The following is a 19935-nucleotide window of genomic DNA, read 5'->3' as shown; positions in this document are numbered from 1 at the left end:
CATCCCGAACTCGGAAGTGAAACGCAGCTGCGCCGATGGTAGTGTGGCTCAAGCCATGCGAGAGTAGGTCATCGCCAAGGTTTACACCCAAAACCCCGCTGCTCACGCAGCGGGGTTTTTCTTTGCGCGCAGATAAACACGCTACGGGCCTTGCCGCGCGTTGCGCGCTGCCAACCAAGGTTGGCAGCTACCAACGGCGAACCCGGTAGATCCATGCCATGCGTGGATACGGCGAACCGGTAGATCCACGACATGCGTGGATGGACCGCCCCACCGCCCACAAAAAAAAGCGGCGCCCCGTAGGGCGCCGCCTGGACCTCAACACTATTCAGTCGAGCAAGCTCGACGCTACGGGGCCGCGGCCTTGTTCTTCATCATCTCGTCGCGGGCAGCCTTGAAGGGATTGCCTTCGTACCAGTTCGGCCAGCGATCGCCGCCTGCCAGGTCCTTGCCCACGCCGTACATCAGCTCCAGGTCTTCCACGGTGCCATCCAGCTTCCAGGTGGAGGCATCGAACTCATCCTTCGGCCCGTGATAGCGGTTGTTACCGTAATCGGTCGCGGCCTTGCGGCCCGCGTCGACGCCACCGTCGCGCAGGTCCTCGCCACCGTCGGCATACAGCGCCGGCACGCCGGCCTTGGCGAAGTTGAAGTGGTCCGAACGGAAGTAGAAACCGCTCTGCACCGAGGTCTCGCCGTGCAGGGTGCGGTCCTGGGCGGCAGCCAGCGGCTTGAGGATGTCCTCCAGCTCGGAACTGCCGAAACCGGTCACCGTCACGTCCTTGGCACGGCCGGCCACCGACATTGCGTCGATGTTGATCACGCCGGCAATCTTGTCCAGCGGGAAGGTCGGGTGGGCAACGTAGTACTTGGAACCCAGCAGGCCGGACTCTTCCAGGGTCACGGCCAGGAATACCACCGAACGCTCCGGCTTCGGATCCTGGTGGGCCATGGCTTCGGCCACTTCGAGGATGCCGGCCACGCCGGTCGCGTTGTCGACAGCACCGTTGTAGATGTTGTCGCCTTCCTCGCCCTCATGCTTGCCCAGGTGGTCCCAGTGGGCCATGTACAGCACGGCCTCATCAGCACGCTTGCTGCCCGGCAGCACGCCGACCACGTTGCGCGACTGCTTCTGCGCGATCTGGCTCTTCAGGTCGACCGCGGCGGTGGCCTTCAGCGGCACCGGCTTGAAGCCGCGCTTGCTGGCGTCCTTGTAGGCCTGCGCCAGATCCAGGCCGGCACCGGCAAACAGCGCCTTGGCCGCGTCCGCACTCAGCCAGCCCTGCACCGGAATGCGCGCTTCCGGATCATCCTTGGCCGGCAGGTCGTACTGCGGGCCAGCCCAGGAGTTCTTCACCACGTCCCAGCCATAGGAAGCACCGGCGGTGTCGTGCACGATCAGCGCGGCGGCCGCACCCTTGCGGGCGGCTTCCTCGAACTTGTAGGTCCAGCGCCCGTAATAGGTCATGCGCTTGCCGTCGAACAGCTTCTCGTCGCCGACATGGAAGCCCGGGTCGTTGACGAACATCACAACCGTCTTGCCCTTCCAGTCCTGGCCGGCGTAGTCGTTCCACTTCTGCTCCGGCGCATCCACGCCATAGCCGACGAACACCAGGTCACTGGCATCGACCTTCACTTCGGCCTCGCCAGTACGGGTGCCCACCACCATGTCGGTGCCGAACTTCAGCTCGGTGGTCTTGCCGCCCTGGGTGATCTTCAGCACGGTCGACTCGTCGGCCGTGGTCTCGGTCATCGGCACGTCCTGGAACCAGCTGTCACCGTTGCCCGGCTGCAGCCCGATGCGCTGCATCTGGTCGCGGATGTAGTTGACCGTCAGTTCTTCGCCCTTGCTGCCCGGGGCGCGGCCTTCGAATTCGTCCGAAGCCAGCGTCTTGACCATCTCGCTGAAGTCGGCGGCGTTGATGCTGGGCGAGAAAGTGTGGGCTGCCGGCGTGGCCGCAGCATCGGGGCTGGCGGCAGGCGCCGGCGTGGAAGTGTCTTCGCCTTTGCAGGCGCTGAGCGCGGCCGCGGCGGCCAGGCACAGGAGGAGTTTGCGGGGCATCGTCGTTTCCTGGATACACGAGGGATGGCCACGCCGGGCGCGGCCGGTGAAGGGGAGCATTCCCCGTACTGCAGCGCCGGGGACTCAGTCCGCCGGCGCGGTATCTGTGTCGAACGGGATCGGCTCGGCACCGGTGACCGGCCCGACGCGTGCGGTGCGGTGCACGTACAGCACCACCTCGCGTTCGAACAGCAGCGGGCCTTCGACCACGGCGTTGGGGCCGATGATCACGCGCGGCTTGCGGCTGGCCGTGAGCGAAACGCTGAAGTTGGGCTTGCGCACGCGCAGGCCGCCACCGACCTGCGAGCCGATGCCCACGGTGATGTCACCGTTGACCGTTTCCACGTCCTTGCGCACGCGGCTGTTGACCAGGCCGATGCCACCGTTGACCGTTTCCACGCCGCCTTCGATCTGGCTGCCGTGGTCGCTGAAGATGCTGCCGTTGACCGTGCTGACATCGCCCTGGGCGATGACTTCACGGCCCAGGCGCACGCTGCCGTTGACCGTCTCGATGCTGCCGGTGCGGGCGCGGTCGGCCACGGTGACGCCGCCGTTGACGGTGTCGATGCTTCCGGTTTCCACGCCGTCACCGACGCGGATGCCGCCGTTGACGGTGTCCAGCTTGCCGTAGCGCTGGCCCGGGTCGGCGCTGATGCTGCCGTTGACCTTGCTGATGTTGTCCTGCGCGCCAAGTGGGCCGGCGACCAGCAGTGCGCCCAACAGCAGCGGAATGGAGAGCGTTTTCATGGGGGACCTCGTTGTTGTGCGGCTGGCAGGCCGCGTGCGTTGATGTCACCATTCCCCGGCACCCCCTGCAACTGCCTGAAGTCACTGGAAAGCCCTTGCGCAACAACGTCTTCCCCTCACGCCGACATCACACCGCCGCTGCCCGCGCCGGGCGTTGCCTGTTGCTGGGGCTGGCATTGGCGCTGGCCGCTCCCTTGCCGGGCAGCGCGCAGACCGCCTCCACCCGCGAGGCCGAGCGCAAGCTGCAGAAGCTGCGCACCGAATTGAAGGGCGTGGCGCAGGAGCGCCGGCAGATCGAGGGCCAGCGCGGGCAGGCCTCACGGCAGCTGCGCGATGCCGACGAAAAGGTCGCCCGCAGCGGCCGGGCACTGGCCCAGACCGAAACCGCGCTGCGCGAGCAGAGCCAGGCCCTGGCCGAAGCCGAACAGCGCCGCGCCACTCTGCAGGCCAACCTGGCCCAGCAGAACCGCGAGCTGGCCGGGCTGCTGCGCGCGGCCTACCAGCTGGGCAACCATGCCCCGCTGAAGCTGCTGCTGTCGCAGGACACGGTGGCCGATGCCAACCGTGCCCTGGCGTACCACCGCTACCTGCAGCGCGAGCGCGCCCAGCGCATCGCCACCCTCACCGGCGACCTGAAGGAACTGGAGACGCTGCAGGCGCAGATTGCCGAGCGCAAACAGACCCTGCTGGGCGCACAGCGCGACCAGAAGCAGCAGGCCGCCTCGCTGGCCGCCGCTCGCCGTGATCGTGCGCAGACCGTGGCCTCGCTGGAAGAACGCTTCAAGGACCGCCGCGAGAAGGAACAGGCGCTCGGCCAGGATGCCAAGGCGCTGGAAACGCTGCTGGCCAACCTGCGTGCGGCCGCCGCCCGCGCCGAGGCCGAACGCCGTGCCGCCGCGCGCAAGGCTGCCGCCGAAAAGGCCGCTGCCGAAAAGGCCGCACGCCAGGCCAAGGCCGAGGGCCGTCCGCCGCCGCCAACCAAGGTCCCGCCGGCCGTGGCCTCCGCGCCTGCGCCGAAGGTGGGCGGGCTGGGCTGGCCGCTGTCGGGCAACCTGCTGGCCCGCTATGGCGCAAAACTGCCCGACGGGCGCACCAGCAGCGGCGTGCTGATCGGCGCGCCGGCCGGCAGCACCGTCACCGCCGTGGCCGATGGCACCGTGGTGTTCTCCGACTGGATGACCGGCTACGGGATGATCCTGATCGTCGACCACGGCAATGGCTACATGAGCCTGTACGCACACAACGACACCCTGCTGAAGGATGCCGGCGCGCGCGTGAGCCGTGGCGACGCCGTGGCCAAGGTCGGCAATTCCGGTGGCCAGGGCGTGACCGCGCTGTACTTCGAGCTGCGCCGCGGCGGGCAACCGGTCAACCCGGACAGCTGGCTGCAGCGGCGCTGAATCGACGCTGCTGCGACCTGGCCGGATTCAACGGGAATTTAGCCACGCTTCGCGCATAATCGGGGCATGTGCCTTGGGCACGATGCCACCGTCGACAGGAGTGATCCATGCGCGCAGCCCGTACCGCCACCCTCTTGCTGGCCCTGATGCCAGCGCTGTCCTGGGCGCAGCAGACTGCGCCGGCCGCCACCGATACCTCCGGCCAGGCAGCGAGCAACGAGGAGGCGGTGACCTCGAAGGTGCCGCTGGAAGACATCCGTCGTTTCGTCTCGGTCTACAACGCGGTCCGCGCGGCCTATGTCGATCCCGTCGATGACAACAAGCTGATGCAGTCGGCCGTGCGCGGCCTGCTGCTGGATCTCGATCCGCACAGCACCTACTTCAACAAGGAAGATGCCGAGGCCTTCGACGAGCAGGCCAACGGTGCCTACGAAGGCATCGGCGTGGAGCTGCAGCAGCAGCCCGACAACGCCAGCATGAAGGTCATCTCGCCGATCGACGACACGCCGGCGGCCAAGGCCGGCATCCTCGCCGGTGACCTGATCATCGCCATCGACGGCAAGCCGATCAGCGCCATCGATGCCAGCGAACCGCTGCGTGGCCCGGCCGGCAGCAAGGTGGTCCTGACCATCGTGCGCGACGGCAGGCCCAAGCCGTTCGATGTCAGCCTGACCCGGCAGACCATCCGCGTGACCAGCGTAAGGAGCCGCATGCTCGAACCGGGCTACGGCTACATCCGCCTGAGCACGTTCCAGGCCGATACCGGTTCTGATTTCCAGAAGCACGTGCAGCAGCTGCAGAAGCAGGCCGGTGGCCAGCTCAAGGGCCTGGTGCTGGACCTGCGCAGCAACCCGGGTGGGCTGCTGACCGCCGCCGTGCAGGTGGCCGATGACCTGCTCGACAAGGGCAACATCGTCAGCACCCGCGGCCGCATCAGCATCAGCGATGCACGCTTCGATGCGACGCCGGGTGACCTGCTGAAGGGCGCGCCGGTGGTGGTGCTGGCCGACGCGGGTTCGGCCAGTGCGTCCGAAGTGCTGGCCGGTGCGCTGCGCGACAACAAGCGTGCGCGCGTGGTCGGCAGCCGGACCTTCGGCAAGGGCTCGGTGCAGACCGTGCTGCCGCTGGACAACGGCGATTCGGTCAAGCTGACCACCGCGCGCTATTACACGCCCAGTGGCAAGTCGATCCAGGCCACCGGCATCGTGCCCGACGTGGAACTGAAGCCGGCGCCGACGCCGGAAGAAGATGCACTGCCGGCCAGCCTGAGCGATTACAGCGAGGCGACCCTGCCGGGCCACCTGCGCGGTGACGACGAAGGTACCGAGGGCTACCGCGCCGGTGCGGTGCTGCCGGGCGATGCGCCGATCAATGACGCTCTGGCCGAACTGAAGAACCCCGGTTCGGTGACCACGCGATTGAAGGCGGAAGCGGCCAAGGCCGAGGCGGAGAAGGCGACGAAAGCCGCGGCCGCCAAACCGGTGCCGAAGCCCGATGCGAAGGCAGAGCCGAAGCCCGAACCGAAGCCGGCCGAAACCCCGGCCAAGCCGTGAGGTAGCGCCGGGCCATGCCCGGCGACAAGCTGCAGTCGAGCAAGCTCGACTCTACGACGCCGGTAGAGTCGAGCTTGCTCGACTGCGTTTCAGGTGCTCAGAACCCGTGGCGCTTGCGCAGCTTCCGCGCGATGGCCGCGCGCACGTAGACGCCGTACAGCAGGCCGAACACGAAGCCGCCGATGTGCGCCCACCAGGCCACCATGCCGAAGCTCGGGCCGATGTAAGCGAACACCACCTGCAGTGCGGCCCAGACGCCGATCAGCAGGTAGGCCGGGGCACGTACGAATTCCAGGAACAGGCCCAGCGGGATGACCACGCCCAGCCGGGCGGCCGGGAACAGCGCCAGGTAGGCACCGATCATCGCCGACACCGCGCCGCTGGCGCCGATGATGATCTGGTCCGGGCTGCCCATGGTGTAGATCGCCACCAGGTTGGACACCGCGCCGCCGACCAGGAACAGCAGCATCAACCGCCACGGCCCCAGCACCCGCTCGGCGGGCAGGCCGAAGATCAGCAGGAACACCAGGTTGCCCAGCAGGTGCGACCAGTCCGCGTGCAGGAACAGGGCGGTGAACAACCGAAGCACGCTGCCGTCCTGCAGGGTCGCCCACCAATCGTGGGGCTGGGTCAGGCCGGTCGACAGGGCGCCCCAGTCCAGCCAAAGGCTGTTGCGGGCGTCACCCGGACGCGAGATTGACCACAGGAATGCCAGCCACAATGCCGCAAACAGCACGGGGGTAGCCCAGCGCAGCGTGGCCTTTTTGCGGGAGGGGAGAGACACGAACATGGGCGCTAGCCTAGCGTGCCGGGGCCTTCCGCGGGCGAGGCGCCTGTTCAGTTTCCGCAGCGGAAATACGGCCGTCGCTGTTATTGTTTCATTAACCGCTCTGGGTGATACTCGCATACGGCGTCGTATGTCGGGAGGGGAATCCGGCGCGTTCTGGCGGACCTTTGCGGGTCCGGTGGGCGCAGGCGCACGCAGAGCACCATCACCGCTTACCGGAGAGAGAACTACGATGCAAACCGCTTCTACCATTGCCCGACTGACCCTGCTGGCCGTCGGCGTTGCCGGTGCGCTGGCCGCCGCCGATGCCAACGCCGCTGCCTTCCAGCTGAAGGAAAACAGCGCCAAGGGCCTGGGCCGCGCCTTCGCCGGCTCCGGCAGCGCCGAGGGCGACGCCTCCATCATCGCCGTCAACCCGGCCGGCATGCGCCAGCTGGACGGCACCATGGTCCAGGGCGATCTGAGCGCCATCAGTTTCAAGGCCGAATTCAAGGGTCAGGGCCGCAAGCCGACGGGCGCTGCGCAGACCGGCGGTGACGGCGGCGACGCTGGCATGATCGCCCCGGTTCCGGCCGCTTACTTCCACATGCCGATCGGCGAGAAGGCACACTTCGGTGTCTCGCTGACCGCTCCGTTCGGCTTCAAGACCGAATACGACAACGGCTGGGTGGGCCGCTACAGTGGTCTGAAGACCGACCTGAAGGCCATCGACCTGGGCTTCGCCGCGTCCTATGACGTGAATCCGTACGTGTCGTTCGGTGCATCGGTGTTCGTTGAGCACCTGACCATTGAACTGAGCAACAACATCGACTTCGGTACCGCGCTGGCCCAGTCGCGTGTCCCGGGCTTCGCCCCGGGCAGCGCCGATGGCAAGCTGACCGTGGAAGGCGACAACAATGCCGTGGGTTGGACCGTCGGCGGTCTGTTCAGCCTTGATGAGAACACCCACATCGGCCTCAGCTACCGCTCCAAGGTCGAGCACAAGATCACCGGCGGTGACGCCACCTTCGTCGTGCCGCCCAATGCCCGGACCGTGCTGGACGTCGCCCAGCCGGGCCGTTTTGTCACCACCAGCGGCAAGGCCACGGTGAAGCTGCCGGCGTCGGCCACCCTGAGCGTGACCCACAAGGTCAACGATCGCTGGACCGTGATGGGTGACGTCACCCGTACCGCCTGGTCGACCGCCTTCGATCAGGTCACCATCGACTACGCTTCGGCGCAGCCGGATTCGGTGCTGGACTTCGGCTACCGCGATACCACCTTCGTCTCGCTGGGTACCGACTTCAAGCTGAGCGACACGGTCACCCTGCGTGGTGGTGTGGCGCTGGACCAGACCCCGACCACCGATGCCCACCGCGACGTGCGCGTGCCGGATACCAGCCGCAAGTGGCTGTCGCTGGGCGTGGGCTGGACCCCGTCGGCCAACACCGAATACAACTTCGGTTACACCCACCTGTTCACCAGCGACCCGAACGTGAACGTGCCGGCGACCACCAACAACCAGGGCAACTCGCTGTCGGGCAAGTACAAGGTCCGTGGCGACGTGCTGGCTGCGTCGTTCCAGTACAAGTTCTGATCCAGGCCGCGGCCTGAAGCAGCACGAGGGAGCCCCGCGCAAGCGGGGCTTTCTTTTTGTGGGATGAGCCATCCACGCATGGCATGGATCTACCGCACAGGCACAATCACGGTGGATGGATTCCTGCTGGAGGCAACGATGGCGCTCACGCGTAAGGGCAAGTACTGGTACAGCGACGAGGACGGCGACATCGCCGCGGTGATCGGCAACTACAGCAGGGCGGCGGGCTACCCGGCCCTGTTGTTCCGCGCGGCGCTGTGCAGCTGCGGTTCGGCCCGCTTCCATCTGTTTGACGACGAGGTGGAAGGGGTTGCTCGCCGCGACTGCGTGGCGTGCGGGGAATCGCACCTGATGTTCGACAGCGCAGAGTACCTGGCGGACGCCAATCTGGATGAGCACGTCTGCATGTGCGACAACGCGGCGTTGTCGATCCACTGCGGCGTGGCGCTGTATGAGGGGACACAGGACGTCCACTGGCTCTATATCGGTTGCCGCTGCGCCGAGTGCGGGATGGTGGGCGTGTATGCGGACTGGAAATGCGAGGCGGGGAATGCCGAGGCGTTTCTGGGTGGGGTGTAAGGCCATCCACGCATGGCGTGGATCCACCGAGGTGTGACGGGGTCGGATCCCTTTCCACAGGAAAGGGCTCTGACCCCAGTGCGTAGGAGCCATCCACGTCCGGTGCGCGGATCAACGACAATGGCGCCATGAATCTCACCGATCCGAACTTCCAGCTGGAGCTGGCTGCCAACATCGCCGTCGCCGGCTCGATCCTGCTGGCCGGCCGCAACAACGTGCACACCTGGTGGCTGGGCATCGTCGGCTGCGCGTTGTTCGCGGCGGTGTTCGAGCGTTCGCACCTGTTTGCGGACATGGTCCTGCAGTTCTTCTTCATCGCCATCAGCGTGCTGGGCTGGTGGCAGTGGCTGCGCGGCGACCACGGCGCGCCCCTGCCGATCACCCCGGTGCGCCCGCGGGCGTGGGCGTGGCTGCTGCCGCTGGCGGTGGTGGCGACCTTCGCTTACGGCTGGATGCTGACCCGCCTGACCCATGCCTATGCGCCCTACATCGATTCGGCAGTGCTGGTGCTGAGCGTGATCGCGCAGATCCTGATGATGCGGCGCAAGCTGGAATCGTGGTGGGTGTGGCTGCTGGTCAACACCATCGCCGTGCCGCTGTACTACAGCCGCGGCCTGCACCTGACCTCGTTCCTCTACATCGGCTTCTGGATCAACGCGCTGGTGGCGCTGCGCCATTGGCGCACGCTGATGCGTGCCGAGGCAAAGACCGCCGATGCCGCTGCCTGAGCGCGTCGAGTGCGGTCTGGTGGTGGGCAAGTTCTGCCCGCTGCACCGCGGCCATGAGCACTTGATCGACTTCGCCGCCGCGCAATGCCGGCAGCTGCTGGTGATCGGCTGGTCGCAGCCGGGCTTTGCCGGCTATAGCGCCGCCCGCCGCGAACGCTGGCTGCGTGCGCGCTTTCCGCAGGCGACGGTGGCGGTGCTCGACGATGCCCGCCTGGCCGCGCTCTGCGAACAGCGCGACCTGCCACCGCGCGCGCTGCCACGCGACAGCGACAGCGAGCAGGCGCAGCGCGATTTCACCGCCTGGCTGTGCCTGCATCTGTTCGGCGGGCCAGTGCAGGTGGTGTTCACCGGCGAGGACTACGGCGATGGTTTTGCCGCAGCGATGGCCGCGTACTTCAACGCACCGGTGCAGCACCAGCGGCTGGAACGCAGCCGCGATGTCGGCCAGCCCAGCGGCACCCAGCTGCGCGCCGATCCGCATGCACTTCGCCATGGCCTGTCGCCGCAGGTGTATGTGGACTACGTGCAGCGCGTGGCCTTCATCGGTGGCGAATCCACCGGCAAGACCACGCTGGCGCGCGTGCTGGCCGAGCGCATGGGTACGACGTGGGTCGCGGAATACGGGCGCACGCTGTGGGAGGTGCAGGGCGGTGACCTGCGCGAACCGGATCTGCTGCGCATCGCCGAAGAGCAACCCCGGCGTGAGGATGCGGCGGCGCTGACGGCGCAGCGCTGGCTGTTCTGCGATACCACGCCACTGGTGACCCTGGGCTACAGCGGCTGGATGTTCGGCAGCGCACCGGACGCGCTGCTGCAGGCCGCATTGCGGCCGTATGACCTGTTGTTCCTGTGTGCCCCGGACATCGCGTTCGACCAGGATGGCACGCGGGTGGGCGAGGCCTTCCGCGCGCAGCAGCATGCCTGGTACCTGCAGGAGCTGCAGGCGCGGGGGCTGCCGTTCGTGCTGCTGGAAGGCGATCTGGAAACGCGCATCGCGCGGGTGCAGGACGCGCTGGCCGCGCGCGCGGACAGCCGCTTCAGCGCGGTGCCGTGATCGCACAAAAAACCCCGCTTTCGCGGGGTTTTTCGTGCATCAATCACACCCGTGGAAGGGGAGGGGTGTTTCAGTCGCCCAGGGTCAGCAGCGAGGCGTTGCCACCGGCGGCGGTGGTGTTCACCGTCACCGTCTTTTCGGTGGCGAAGCGCAGCAGGTAGTGCGGGCCGCCGGCCTTCGGGCCGGTGCCGGACAGGCCCTGGCCGCCGAACGGCTGCACGCCGACCACTGCACCGATCTGGTTGCGGTTGACGTAGACATTGCCGACGTGGACGCCGTTGCTGATGCGGTCGACGGTCTCGTCGATGCGCGAATGCACGCCCAGGGTCAGGCCGTAGCCGGTGGCGTTGATCTGGTCGATCACCGCGTCGAGCTGGTCGCCCTTCCAGCGGATGACGTGCAGCACCGGACCGAACACTTCCTTCTGCAGCTGGGCCAGGTCCTTCAGTTCGTACGCACGCGGAGCGAAGAAGGTGCCATGGGCGGCTTCGGCGGACAGCTCGGCAGCAGCGATCAGGCGCGCTTCGCGGTCCATGCGTTCGGCGTGGTCCTGCAGGATCTTCAGCGCGTCGGCGTCGATCACCGGGCCGACGTCGGTGGACAGCAGGCCGGGGTTGCCGACCTTCAGTTCCTTCATCGCACCGGCCAGCATGGTCATCACCTTGTCGGCGATGTCGTCCTGCACGAACAGCACGCGCGCGGCCGAGCAGCGCTGGCCGGCCGAGGTGAAGGCCGAACCGATCGCGTCCTTGACCAGCTGTTCCGGCAGCGCCGAGGAATCAGCGATGAAGGCGTTCTGGCCGCCGGTTTCGGCGATCAGCACACCGATGGCGGCATCACGTGCGGCCATCGCGCGGTTGATCGCACGGGCGGTGTCGGTGGAGCCGGTGAAGGCCACGCCGGCCACGCGCGGGTCGGCCGTCAGCGCGGCACCGACGGTGGCACCGTCGCCCGGCAGGAACTGCACCACCTCGGTCGGCACGCCGGCGTCGTGCAGCAGCTTCACGGCGTAGTAGCCGATCAGGTTGGTCTGCTCGGCTGGCTTGGCGATGACGCTGTTGCCGGCGGCCAGTGCAGCGGCCACCTGGCCCAGGAAGATCGCCAGCGGGAAGTTCCACGGGCTGATGCAGACGAACACGCCGCGGCCGTGCAGCTGCAGCTCGTTGGATTCACCGGTCGGGCTGGGCAGCTTCTCGGCGTGGCTGAACTGCTCGCGCGCCTGCTTGGCGTAGTAGCGCAGGAAATCCACGGCTTCGCGCACTTCGGCGATGCTGTCGGGCAGGCTCTTGCCAGCTTCCTTCACGCACAGCGCCATGAACTCCGGCATGCGCGCTTCCAGCTGGTCGGCGGCGTGCTCGAGGATGGCGGCGCGGCTGGCGGCCGGGGTACGGTTCCAGGCCGGCTGCGCGGCCACGGCGTTGGCCAGGGCCTTCTGCACGGTGGCGGCATCGGCGGCGAGCCACTGGCCGACCACTTCGCGGGTGTCGGCCGGGTTGGTCACCGGCAGCGCGGCGCCGGCCGGGTTGGCACCCGGCACCAGCGGGGCGGCCTGCCACGGCTTGATGGCCGCGTTGATCTGCTCGGCCAGGGCGCGCAGTTCGTTGTCGTTGGCGAGGTTGGCGCCCATGGAGTTCTTCCTGTCGTGGTTCTGGCTGCGCAGCAGGTCAACCGGCAGCGGGATCTTCGGGTGGGGGATCGAGGCGAACGAGGCGACCATCTCGACCGGATCGCGGATCAGGTCGGCGATCGGCACGCGTTCGTCGGTGATGCGGTTGACGAAGCTGGAGTTGGCGCCGTTTTCCAGCAGGCGACGCACCAGGTACGGCAGCAGGTCTTCATGCGAACCGACCGGCGCATACACGCGGCAGGGCAGGCCCAGGCGGTCGGCCGGCACCACTTCGGCGTACAGGTCATCGCCCATGCCGTGCAGCTTCTGGTGCTCGTACACGCCACCGTTGGCGATGCTGCGCACCGCGGCGATGGTGTGCGCGTTGTGCGTGGCGAACATCGGGTAGATCGCGTCGGCATGGGTGAACAGACGCTTGGCGCAGGCCAGGTAGGACACGTCGGTGTTCTGCTTGCGGGTGAACACCGGGTAGCCCGGATAGCCTTCGATCTGCGCGCGCTTGATCTCGGCATCCCAGTAGGCGCCCTTGACCAGGCGCACCTGCAGGCGGCGACCGGCGCGGCGCGCCATGTCGGCCAGGTGATCGATCGTGTACGGGGTGCGCTTCTGGTAGGCCTGCACGACCACGCCGAAGCCATCCCAGCCGGCCAGCGAGGCATCGGAGAACACCTGCTCGATGATGTCCAGCGACAGTTCCAGGCGGTCGGACTCTTCGGCGTCGACGGTGCAGCCGATGCCGTAGCTCTTGGCCAGCTGCGCCAGTTCCAGCACGCCCGGCACCAGGTCGGTCAGCACGCGCTCGCGCTTGGCGTGCTCGTAGCGCGGGTACAGCGCCGACAGCTTGATGGAGATGCCCGGGGCGTTGTTGACGTCGCCGTCCGGGCGGCCGCCGCGAGCCTTGTGGTCGCCGCCGATGGCGTGGATCGCACGGCGGTAGTCCTCCAGGTAGCGCAGTGCGTCCTTCATGGTCAGCGCGCCTTCGCCCAGCATGTCGAACGAATAGCGGTAGCTGGCGTTGTCGCCCTTGTGCGAACGCGACAGCGCTTCGCTGATGGTGCGGCCCATGACGAACTGGTGGCCCATGATCTTCATGGCCTGGCGCACGGCCAGGCGCACCACCGGCTCACCGACGCGGCCGACCAGGCGCTTGAAGGCGCTGGGGGCATCGGCGCGGGTGGCGTCGTTCATCTGCACCAGCTTGCCGGTCAGCATCAGGCCCCAGGTGGAGGCGTTGACCAGCACCGAGTCGCTGCCGCCCAGGTGCTTTTCCCAGTCGGCATCGGCCAGCTTGTCGCGGATCAGCTTGTCGGCGGTGTCCTGGTCCGGAATGCGCAGCAGCGCCTCGGCCACGCACATCAGCAGCACGCCTTCCTCGCTGCCCAGGTCGTACTGGCGCATGAAGGCTTCGATCGCACCCTGGTCCTTGGCGCGCACGCGCACCCGGCCGACCAGGTCGGCGGCCAGCGCCTGCACCCTGGCCTGCTCCTCGGCGGGCAGGCGGGCCTGCGCCAGCAGCTCGCGCACGTGGCTGGCCTCGTCCTTCAACCAAGCGTCGGTGATGGCCTGGCGGAACGGGTTGGGGGACGCCGGCAGTTCCGGCGACAGCAGCGTGCCCGGACGCGGGGCGTCGTGGGCGGCGGGGGAGGAGAAGGGTGCGTTCATGCCGATCCGGCCAGTGGAAAACTTGGCGATTTTAATCATTTTTGCGCCCTGCGGAAGTGCCCCTAAGACACCTTTGTAGAGGGCTGATAGCCCCTAGCAGTGCTGGATTCAGCGTGTTCAGCGAGCTCGACCTTATTTGTGCTGAATTCGTCATTCGCGCCGCCGGGGGTCATGCTGTATTGCAACATGGGGAAAAGTGTGAATGAACCCTTGCTACCGGTGAGAGGGCGGGGCTACCATCGAGACGTTTCCCGCGGCAGGAACGCGGTTGCGACATGATCGAGGTGCTTCCAGCTCCGGATGGGTCAGGTACGCAGCTGCGGCTGCGTCCCCCACGGGCGCTCGATGCCCGGCAGTTCGTCCTGTTGTTTGCCGTGTTGTCGGGAGCGATGTGGCTGGTCTCCGCCCTCGGGTGGGTGGCTGGCAACGCATTCGCCCCCCTGTTCGCGCTGCTGTACAGCCTGTTGCTGGCAGCCGCCCTGCGTGCCTTGTGGCGCAGCGGTGAACGGCAGGAGGAGATCCGGGTCGTGCCGGCGTACGTGGAGGTCATCCCCGTACCCGGTGGATCGCCGGTGTTCCGGGCCCACCCCCATTGGGTGCGCCTGCTCACCGACGACGAGAGGGTCCGGCTGGCATCCAGCGGACGGCAGGTGGAGGTGGGGAGTTTCCTCGCGCCGGCCGAACGCCAGACGCTCGCTGAAATGCTTGAAGGCTTGCTCGCCGCCAGCGATGGCGGCAACCGACGACGCTAAGGGTCTAGGCAATGAAGCAAAGCAGCAGGTGGGGCACGAAGTGCGTTGCAGCGGTCGCCAGCCTGGTGGCCGGGGGACTGGTTCCGGCATGGGCATGGGCGCAGGCGGCCGATCCCAAGCCGTGGCAGCTGAACATGGGCAAGGGGGTCACCCAGACCTCGCGCCTGGCCTGGGAGTCGAACAACCTGTCGTTGATCATCTGTACGGTGATCGGCGTCATCGTGTTCGGGGCGATGGCCTACGCCATCTTCAAGTTCCGCAAATCCAAGGGCGCCGTCGCCGCCACCTTCAGCCACAACACCAAGGCCGAGGTGATCTGGACGGTGATCCCGGTGATCATCCTGATCGTGATGGCGTGGCCGGCCACGGCCAACCTGATCAAGATGTACGACACCCGCGATGCCGAAATGACGGTGAAGGTCACCGGCTACCAGTGGATGTGGAAGTACGAATACCTCGGCGAGAACGTCACCTTCACCAGCCGCCTGGACCGCGAGTCCGACCGCATGCGTCAGAGTGGCAAGGTGCCGACCCGCGAAAGCCACCCGCATTACCTGCTGGACGTGGACAACCGCCTGGTGCTGCCGGTCGATACCAAGGTGCGCTTCGTCATCACGTCTGATGACGTGATCCACGCCTGGTGGGTGCCGGCGCTGGGCTGGAAGCAGGACGCCATCCCCGGCTTCATCAACGAGGCCTGGACCAGCATCGAGCAGCCCGGCGTGTACCGCGGGCAGTGCGCCGAGCTCTGCGGCAAGGACCATGGCTTCATGCCGATCGTGGTCGAGGCGGTGTCCAAGGAAGACTTCAAGCAGTGGCTGGCGCAGCGCAAGCCGGCACCGGCTGCGCCTGCCACGCCTGCGGCACCGGCCGAACCGGCAGCGCCTGCGGGCGAGGCACCGGCAGCGCCGGCCGCACCCGCGGCGGCTGAAGCCGGTACCCCTGCCACCGCGGCCAGCGGCGCGTGATGTAAAGCCCGCGGCCGTTCGCGGCCGTGGCGACAACCGATTCTGAGAGGTGTTTTGCGATGGCGCACTCGGCAGTTGGGCACGACGATCACCACCACCACCAGAGCTTCTTCGAGCGTTGGTTCTTCTCGACCAACCACAAGGACATCGGCACGCTGTACCTGGGTTTCAGCTTCATCATGTTCGTCATCGGCGCCTTCATGAGCGTGCTGATCCGGCTTGAGCTCGCCCAGCCCGGCATCCAGTTCATCCGCCCGGAGGTGTTCAACCAGCTCACCACCGTGCATGCGCTGGTGATGATCTTCGGTGGCGTGATGCCGGCCTTTGTCGGCCTGGCCAACTGGATGATCCCGCTGCAGATCGGCGCGCCGGACATGGCGCTGCCGCGCATGAACAACTGGTCGTTCTGGCTGCTGCCGGTGGCCTTCAGCCTGCTGCTGCTGACCTTCCTGCTGCCGGGTGGTGCACCGGCCGGTGGCTGGACGCTGTACCCGCCGCTGTCGCTGCAGGGCGGCTACAACGTCGCCTTCACCGTGTTCGCCATCCACGTCGCCGGCATCAGCTCGATCATGGGCGCGATCAACATCATCGCCACCGTGCTCAACATGCGGGCGCCGGGCATCGACCTGCTGAAGATGCCGATCTTCTGCTGGGCGTGGCTGATCACGGCCTTCCTGCTGATCGCGGTGATGCCGGTGCTGGCCGGTGCGGTGACCATGCTGCTGACCGACAAGTTCTTCGGCACCAGCTTCTTCAACGCCGCCGGTGGCGGTGACCCGGTGATGTTCCAGCACATCTTCTGGTTCTTCGGGCACCCCGAGGTCTACATCATGATCCTGCCCGCCTTCGGCGTGGTCAGCGAGATCATCCCGACCTTCAGCCGCAAGCCGCTGTTCGGCTACCAGGCGATGGTGTACGCCACTGCCGCGATCGCCTTCCTGTCGTTCATCGTCTGGGCCCACCACATGTTCACCGTGGGCATGCCGCTGGGTGGCGAGATCTACTTCATGTTCGCCACGATGCTGATCTCGATCCCGACCGGCGTGAAGGTGTTCAACTGGGTCAGCACCATGTGGCGCGGCTCGCTCACCTTCGAAGCCCCGATGCTGTGGTCGGTGGCCTTCGTCATCCTGTTCACCATCGGTGGTTTCTCCGGCCTGATGCTGGCCATTGTCGCGGCCGACTTCCAGTACCACGACACCTACTTCGTGGTCGCCCACTTCCACTACGTGCTGGTGACCGGTGCGGTGTTCGCGCTGATTGCCGCGGTGTACTACTGGTGGCCGAAGTGGACCGGGCGCATGTACAGCGAGAAGTGGGCCAAGGTGCACTTCTGGTGGTCGATCGTGTTCGTCAACCTGCTGTTCTTCCCGCAGCACTTCCTCGGCCTGGCCGGCATGCCGCGGCGCATTCCCGATTACAGCGTGGCCTTCGCCGACTGGAACCTGATCAGCTCGATCGGTGCGTTCGGCATGTTCGCCACGCCCTTCATGATGGCCGCGATCCTGCTGTCCTCGCTGCGCAATGGCGAGAAGGCCGAGGCCCGTTCGTGGGAAGGTGCGCGTGGCCTGGAGTGGACGCTGCCGTCGCCGGCACCGGCGCACACCTTCACCACGCCGCCGACCATCCGCCCGGGGGATCTGGCGCATGACGACATCACGCATTGAGGTGGGTCATGCATAACGAGAGCCCGCTTCCGACCGGTAGAGTCGAGCCATGCTCGACTGACGAAAAGCAGCCGAGGATGGCTCGGCTCTACAACAGCGCAAGCAACGGCGTCGAGTTGCAGCGCCAGCGCGCGAAGCGGACCGCGATGTGGGTCGGCGCGGTTGCGCTGCTGGTCTACGTCGGCTTCATCCTCAGCGGGGTGATCCGCCGATGAGCGAGACGCCGGCCACCGCTCCGTCACGCAGTGCCGGGCTGCCGCGCCTGATCGGCGTGGCGGTGGCGGTGTTCCTGCTGACGTTCTCGCTGGTGCCGCTGTACCGCATCGCCTGCGAAAAGGTGTTCGGCGTACGCCTGGAGCGTGGCCCCGGCAGCGAGGCCAGCACCGGCGCCGCCACCGGCAAGCGCACCGTGCGCGTGGAGTTCGATGGCGGGGTCAATTCGCGGTTGCCGTGGTCGTTCCATCCCGAGCAGTTGACCATGGACGTGGTGCCCGGCGAGCTCAACGAAGCGCTGTATTTCGCCCGCAACGACAGCGCCAATGCCGTGGTCGGCAGCGCCGTGCCTTCGGTCGCGCCGGCGCGCGCGTCGGGCTTCTTCAGCAAGACCGAATGCTTCTGTTTCACCGCGCAGACGCTGCAGGCCGGCGAGAAGCGCGACATGCCGGTGCGCTTCATCGTTGATCCGGACCTGCCGCCGGAAATCAAGACGATCACCTTGTCCTACACCTTCTACCGCAACGACGCGCTGTCCGACCGGCTGGCACCTGCCGGCACCTCGGAAGGCGCGCACGCCGCTCCCTGACCCGGATACCGACATGGCCCAGACACCGACCGACGCCAACGTGTACTTCGTCCCGGCCCAGAGCAAATGGCCGTTCGTGGGGTCCATCGCGATGATGGTGACCATGGTCGGCGTGGCCAGCTGGCTCAACGATGCCAGCTGGGGGCGCTGGACCTTCTACATCGGCATCGCGTTGCTGGTGCTGACCCTGTTCTGGTGGTTCAGCGACGTCGTGCGCGAATCGCAGGCCGGCCACTACAACCGCCAGGTCGACGGCTCGTTCCGGATGGGCATGGTCTGGTTCATCTTCTCCGAAGTGATGTTCTTCGGTGCCTTCTTCGGCGCGCTGTTCTACACCCGCAACCTGGGCCTGTCCTGGCTCAGCGGCGAAGGGCGCGGGGTGATGACAAACGAACTGCTGTGGCAGGGCTACTCGGCGGGCTGGCCGACCAACGGACCGGCGGCGATCGGTGGTGCCTTCCAGACCATTCCGGCCTGGGGCCTGCCGCTGATCAACACGCTGATCCTGCTGACCTCCGGCGTGACCCTGACCATCGCCCACCACGCGCTGAAGGCCGGCAACCGCCGCCAGCTGCTGGTGTGGCTGGGCGCCACCGTGCTGCTCGGCCTCGGCTTCCTGACACTGCAGGCGGAGGAGTACATCCACGCCTACAAGGAACTGAACCTGACCCTGGGTTCGGGCATCTACGGCTCGACGTTCTTCATGCTGACCGGCTTCCACGGCGCGCACGTCCTGCTGGGCACGATCATGCTGATCGTGATGTGGCTGCGTTCGGCCAAGGGACATTTCACCCGCGACAACCACTTCGCGTTCGAAGCCGCCGCGTGGTACTGGCACTTCGTCGACGTGGTGTGGCTGATGCTCTTCATGTTCGTCTACGTGCTTTGACCGGCGCCGGCGCCGGTGGGCTCAGCCACCGATGCCGTGCGGTTTGATCCAGCCCATGTAGATGCACACGATCACCAGTACGATCAGTGCCACTGACACGCCGATACGCCGGGTCAGTGCGTTGACCGTGCGCTTGGTCTGGCCGCGGTCGACCAGCAGGTAATACAGGCCGGCGCCCAGATTCCAGACGATGACGATCAGAAACGCGATTACCAGCAGGGTCTTCAGCGAATCACTCATGCGCGGCTCGAGGGCAGGGTGGATGCGCCTATCTGACCGCGTTTGCGCGGACTTGTCATGATGCGCCAGCACACACGCGTGATTGGCTGGCTGATGGCGGTGCTGGCGATGGCCGCGTTCACTGCGTTGGGGTTCTGGCAGCTGCAGCGCATGCACGCCAAACAGGCACTGCTTGATGCGCAGGGACCGGCGGTGGCGCAGTCGCTGCCGCTGGCGCAGGCGCTGGCGGCACCGGGGGCGTTGCACGGCGTGGCCGACCATGGCCGCTTCCTGCCCGGGGTGGTGCTGCTGGACAACCAGACCCGGCAGGGCCTTGCCGGGGTGAAGATCTACCGGCCCTTCCGCAGTGACGGCGGCAGCGTGCTGCTGGTCGACCTGGGCTGGCGCGCGCTGCCGCCGGATCGCACCCTGCCGCAGGTGTCCACGCCGCCATCACCGGTGGCGGTGCGCGGGTTGTTGGCACCGCCGCCGGCGGCCGGCCTGGCGCTGGGGCCGGCGTTCTCCAGCACCGGCGAGCCCGGACGCTGGCTGGCCAGCCGCCTGCCTGCCGAGGGCCTGGCCCGCGCGCTGGGGCTGGCCGCGCTGCCCGACCGGGTGCTGCGCCTGGACCCCGCGCTGCCGTTCGGCGATGCGCGTGACCTCGACCTGCTGCCGAACACGCTGCCGCCGCGGCGCCACCTGGGCTATGCCGTGCAGTGGTTCGGCCTGGCGCTGACCGTGCTGGTGGTCGCGCTGGTGCTGGAACGGCGCAGGAAGCGCCCCGTTGCCCGGTAGTGGGGGGGGGGGGGGGGGGGGGGGGGGGGGGGGGGGGGGGGGGGGGGGGGGGGGGGGGGGGGGGGGGGG

18 protein-coding genes and 1 rRNA gene are annotated in these 19935 nt (G+C 67.2%); 14 read left to right on the top strand and 5 right to left on the bottom strand.

Annotated elements, in window-relative coordinates; genetic code table 11:
* Positions 1-80 (top strand): 5S ribosomal RNA (gene rrf, locus NQ204_RS19710); the annotation flags it as partial.
* A gap of 268 nt (positions 81-348) precedes the next feature.
* Here rrf and NQ204_RS18395 read toward each other — a convergent pair.
* Both NQ204_RS18395 and NQ204_RS18390 read right to left on the bottom strand, forming a co-directional pair.
* Positions 349-2061 carry a M28 family metallopeptidase gene (locus NQ204_RS18395; protein ID WP_256644598.1) on the bottom strand — a complete coding sequence of 571 codons (1713 nt, stop codon included), beginning with the start codon at positions 2059-2061 and terminating at the stop codon, positions 349-351.
* An 84-nt stretch (positions 2062-2145) separates the two neighbouring features.
* Positions 2146-2808: a DUF4097 family beta strand repeat-containing protein gene (locus tag NQ204_RS18390; protein WP_116865340.1), complete on the bottom strand. Its 663-nt coding sequence runs from the start codon at positions 2806-2808 to the stop codon at positions 2146-2148.
* 95 nt (positions 2809-2903) lie between these two features.
* Between NQ204_RS18390 and NQ204_RS18385 the strand changes: the two genes are divergently transcribed.
* Together NQ204_RS18385 and NQ204_RS18380 are read left to right on the top strand one after the other, a co-directional pair.
* A complete protein-coding gene (locus tag NQ204_RS18385; RefSeq protein WP_256644597.1) occupies positions 2904-4208 on the top strand; it encodes a murein hydrolase activator EnvC family protein in 1305 nt (434 codons plus the stop codon).
* Positions 4209-4315: 107 nt separating this feature from the next.
* Entirely contained in the window at positions 4316-5761 is a 1446-nt protein-coding gene (locus NQ204_RS18380) for a S41 family peptidase (RefSeq protein ID WP_256644596.1), read from the top strand.
* A 97-nt stretch (positions 5762-5858) separates the two neighbouring features.
* Here NQ204_RS18380 and NQ204_RS18375 read toward each other — a convergent pair whose 3' ends face one another.
* Positions 5859-6551, bottom strand: a complete 693-nt coding sequence (locus tag NQ204_RS18375) for a rhomboid family intramembrane serine protease (protein WP_256644595.1) — start codon at positions 6549-6551, stop codon at positions 5859-5861.
* Between the two features lie 229 nt (positions 6552-6780).
* Here NQ204_RS18375 and NQ204_RS18370 point away from each other — a divergent pair, with 229 nt between their 5' ends.
* From NQ204_RS18370 to NQ204_RS18355, 4 genes are all read left to right on the top strand, one after another.
* Positions 6781-8124 (top strand): outer membrane protein transport protein, encoded by a 1344-nt coding sequence (locus NQ204_RS18370; RefSeq protein ID WP_256644594.1) that lies wholly within the window; start codon positions 6781-6783, stop codon positions 8122-8124.
* 78 nt (positions 8125-8202) lie between these two features.
* Positions 8203-8703, top strand: a complete 501-nt coding sequence (locus NQ204_RS18365; RefSeq protein WP_256644593.1) for a hypothetical protein — start codon at positions 8203-8205, stop codon at positions 8701-8703.
* A 128-nt stretch (positions 8704-8831) separates the two neighbouring features.
* The gene (pnuC, locus tag NQ204_RS18360) at positions 8832-9431 is read left to right on the top strand and encodes a nicotinamide riboside transporter PnuC (protein ID WP_108770589.1); all 600 of its coding nucleotides are present in this window, start codon (positions 8832-8834) and stop codon (positions 9429-9431) included.
* The gene (locus NQ204_RS18355; protein WP_256644592.1) at positions 9418-10485 is read left to right on the top strand and encodes an AAA family ATPase; all 1068 of its coding nucleotides are present in this window, start codon (positions 9418-9420) and stop codon (positions 10483-10485) included. The genes pnuC and NQ204_RS18355 overlap by 14 nt, the downstream gene beginning before the upstream one ends.
* A 70-nt stretch (positions 10486-10555) precedes the next feature.
* On the opposite strand, the gene putA is transcribed toward NQ204_RS18355, so the two are convergent.
* On the bottom strand, positions 10556-13774 hold the full coding sequence (gene putA, locus NQ204_RS18350) for a bifunctional proline dehydrogenase/L-glutamate gamma-semialdehyde dehydrogenase PutA (RefSeq protein ID WP_256644591.1): 3219 nt from the start codon (positions 13772-13774) through the stop codon (positions 10556-10558).
* A 275-nt stretch (positions 13775-14049) separates the two neighbouring features.
* Between putA and NQ204_RS18345 the strand changes: the two genes are divergently transcribed.
* The 6 genes from NQ204_RS18345 to NQ204_RS18320 are packed head-to-tail and all read left to right on the top strand — an operon-like array spanning position 14050 to position 18852.
* The gene (locus NQ204_RS18345) at positions 14050-14526 is read left to right on the top strand and encodes a DUF2244 domain-containing protein (RefSeq protein ID WP_108767493.1); all 477 of its coding nucleotides are present in this window, start codon (positions 14050-14052) and stop codon (positions 14524-14526) included.
* A gap of 11 nt (positions 14527-14537) precedes the next feature.
* Positions 14538-15494, top strand: coding sequence for a cytochrome c oxidase subunit II (gene coxB, locus NQ204_RS18340; protein ID WP_116864956.1), 957 nt, complete (start codon positions 14538-14540; stop codon positions 15492-15494).
* 59 nt (positions 15495-15553) lie between these two features.
* Positions 15554-17161, top strand: coding sequence for a cytochrome c oxidase subunit I (ctaD, locus tag NQ204_RS18335; RefSeq protein ID WP_108767495.1), 1608 nt, complete (start codon positions 15554-15556; stop codon positions 17159-17161).
* 8 nt (positions 17162-17169) lie between these two features.
* Positions 17170-17376 (top strand): hypothetical protein, encoded by a 207-nt coding sequence (locus tag NQ204_RS18330; RefSeq protein ID WP_256644590.1) that lies wholly within the window; start codon positions 17170-17172, stop codon positions 17374-17376.
* The gene (locus NQ204_RS18325; RefSeq protein ID WP_116864958.1) at positions 17373-17963 is read left to right on the top strand and encodes a cytochrome c oxidase assembly protein; all 591 of its coding nucleotides are present in this window, start codon (positions 17373-17375) and stop codon (positions 17961-17963) included. Before NQ204_RS18330 ends, NQ204_RS18325 begins: the two co-directional genes overlap by 4 nt.
* Before the next feature lie 13 nt (positions 17964-17976).
* Positions 17977-18852, top strand: a complete 876-nt coding sequence (locus NQ204_RS18320) for a cytochrome c oxidase subunit 3 (RefSeq protein ID WP_116864959.1) — start codon at positions 17977-17979, stop codon at positions 18850-18852.
* A 21-nt stretch (positions 18853-18873) separates the two neighbouring features.
* Here the strand turns inward: NQ204_RS18320 and NQ204_RS18315 are convergent, their stop codons facing one another.
* The gene (locus tag NQ204_RS18315; protein WP_049468560.1) at positions 18874-19092 is read right to left on the bottom strand and encodes a twin transmembrane helix small protein; all 219 of its coding nucleotides are present in this window, start codon (positions 19090-19092) and stop codon (positions 18874-18876) included.
* A gap of 57 nt (positions 19093-19149) precedes the next feature.
* Here NQ204_RS18315 and NQ204_RS18310 point away from each other — a divergent pair, with 57 nt between their 5' ends.
* A complete protein-coding gene (locus NQ204_RS18310; protein WP_256644589.1) occupies positions 19150-19866 on the top strand; it encodes an SURF1 family protein in 717 nt (238 codons plus the stop codon).
* The last annotated feature ends 69 nt before the right edge of the window (positions 19867-19935 follow it).

The sequence above is a fragment of the Stenotrophomonas testudinis genome (genome assembly GCF_024499815.1).
GTDB lineage: Bacteria > Pseudomonadota > Gammaproteobacteria > Xanthomonadales > Xanthomonadaceae > Stenotrophomonas.
Note: the sequence above shows the minus strand (reverse complement) of the source record. Positions and strands in the feature narration are given on the sequence as shown.